At 71.5% G+C, this 2,087-nt stretch carries 2 protein-coding genes; both read left to right on the forward strand.

Features of this window, described 5'->3' with window-relative positions; all coding sequences use genetic code 11:
* Positions 1 to 170 precede the first annotated feature (170 nt).
* Entirely contained in the window at positions 171 to 539 is a 369-nt protein-coding gene (locus VGF12_RS09355) for a methylglyoxal synthase (RefSeq protein WP_331175763.1), read from the forward strand.
* A gap of 31 nt (positions 540 to 570) precedes the next feature.
* Positions 571 to 2,087, forward strand: a 1,517-nt coding sequence (locus tag VGF12_RS09360) for a diguanylate cyclase domain-containing protein (RefSeq protein WP_331175764.1), incomplete at its 3' end; no start/stop codon positions are given.

A 2,087-nucleotide genomic window follows, 5' to 3' on the forward strand; every position in this document is an offset into this window, starting at 1 on the left:
GCAATGCTGCCGGCCGCTGCTGCCAGCCCCTGGCAGCAGCGGCGCGCTAGACGCACCCGGGCCACAACGGCACGCAACGTGCCAATGTGTCAATGTGCCAAGTCTTGCCCATCCACGAGCGCAGCTTGCGTGTAACGTCAATCCTTTGCGCTGCCGACCACCTGCCGCCCATGAAACTCGCTCTGATCGCCCACGATGGCAAGAAGGACGCCATCGTCGCCCTGACCGCAGACTTCCTGCCGCTGCTGCGCCGCTGCCGCCTGATGGCCACCGGCACGACAGGCACCCGGCTGAGCGCGGCCCATGGCCTGAGCATCGAGCGCATGCTCAGCGGCCCGATGGGTGGCGACCTGCAGATCGGCGCGCGGCTGGCCGCGGGCGACCTGGACGGCGTCATCTTCCTGCGCGACCCCATGACACCCCAGCCGCACGAACCCGACATCAACGCGCTGGTGCGCGCCTGCGACGTGCACGACGTGCCCTGCGCCACCAACATGGCCACCGCACGGCTGCTGCTGACGCAGTGGAGCGCCGGGTGACGTCAACGCCGCGCCGGGAGCCCCGCGGCCGATGAACGCCCTGAAGGCGCCCGTGCGCAGCCTGTCTCGACGGCTGCGCATCCGCACCCGGCTGGGCCTGGCGTTCGGCCTGCTGCTGCTGTTGCTGCTGGCGCTGGCGGCCTTGTCCGTGTACCGGCTCAGCGCCCTGTCGGATGCGCTGAATCACATCGTCGACGACCAGACCGTCATCCGCGACTCGGTCAACGAGATCAACCGCAATGCCGAGGCCGTCGCTCGCAAGCTGCTGGTGCTGATGAGCCCCGACGCCGAGCTGCGCCTGGCCGCCTCCCCCGAGATCTCCTCGGCCAACAACCGGCTCGACGACGCCATGCAGCGCCTGGCCCTGGTGCTGCCGCCGGGGCCGCGCAGCGAACGGCTGGCGGAAGTGCGCCAGCGCCTGGCCGACTATCGCGCCAGCTACGTCGACGTGCGCCGGCTCATTGAGCACGACGACTTCCACGCCGCGCGCTCGCAGCTGGGCGGTGACGTCGAATCGGCGCTGTCCCTGTTCGTCGGCGCCATCCACCAGCTCGCTTCGAGCGAGGAGCGCGCCGGCACGGCTCAAGCCCGCGTGCTGCGCGACCGCATCGACGCCGACCGCACCGGCGTGCTGGCCCTGTGCGTCGCCGCGCTGGTGGCCGGCGCCCTGCTGGCCGTGGGCGTCACACGCTCCATCGTCAAGCCGCTCAAGCGCGCCGAGGACGGTGCCGAGCTCATCGCCCAGGGCCACTACGGCCACCGCATCGAGGTGGATTCGGCCGACGAGCTGGGCCATATGGCCAGCGCGATGAACACCATGGCCGCGGCCGTCGGCGAGCGCGAGGCCGAGCTGCGCCGCCTGGCCGACGTGGACCTGCTGACCGGCCTGCCCCAGCGCGCGCGCTTCATCGCCGACGGCGACCGCCTGCTGGCCAACCTGCCCCCGGACGAACGTCTGGCCGTGCTGATCTGCATTGATGTGGACCGGCTCAAGGCCGTCAACGGCGTGCTGGGTTTCGATGCCGGCGACGCGCTGCTGCGCGGCGCGGCGGCCAAGCTGCGCGTGCTGTTCGAGGGCGCCGCCGCCTATGGCCGGCTGGCCGGCGGCACCTTCGCGGCGCTGGCGCCGGTACTGCGGCTGGACCACGGCATTGCGCTCGCCACCCAGCTGCGCGAGGAGGTCGAGCACAAACTCTTCTGGCAGGGCCAGTCGCTGGACCTGTCGGTCTCGCTGGGCGTGGCCCACTGGCCCGAGCACGCGGCCGACACCGAGGCCCTGCTGCGCCGCGCCGAGCAGGCCATGTTCGAGGCCAAACGTTTGCGCCAGGCGGTGGCCGTCTTCAACCCGGGCGCCGAGGCTGCGCGCGCGCTGCACCTGAGCCTGCTGTCCGATCTGGCCACCGCCATCCAGCAAGACCAGTTGCGCCAGTTCCTGCAGCCCAAACGCGACCTGCGCACCGGGCGCATCACCGGCGCCGAAGCCCTGGTGCGCTGGCAGCACCCGCAGCGGGGCTGGCTGCCGCCGGGCGACTTCATTCCCTTTGCCGA

The organism is Roseateles sp. (assembly GCF_036404855.1).
Taxonomy (GTDB): domain Bacteria; phylum Pseudomonadota; class Gammaproteobacteria; order Burkholderiales; family Burkholderiaceae_C; genus Pelomonas.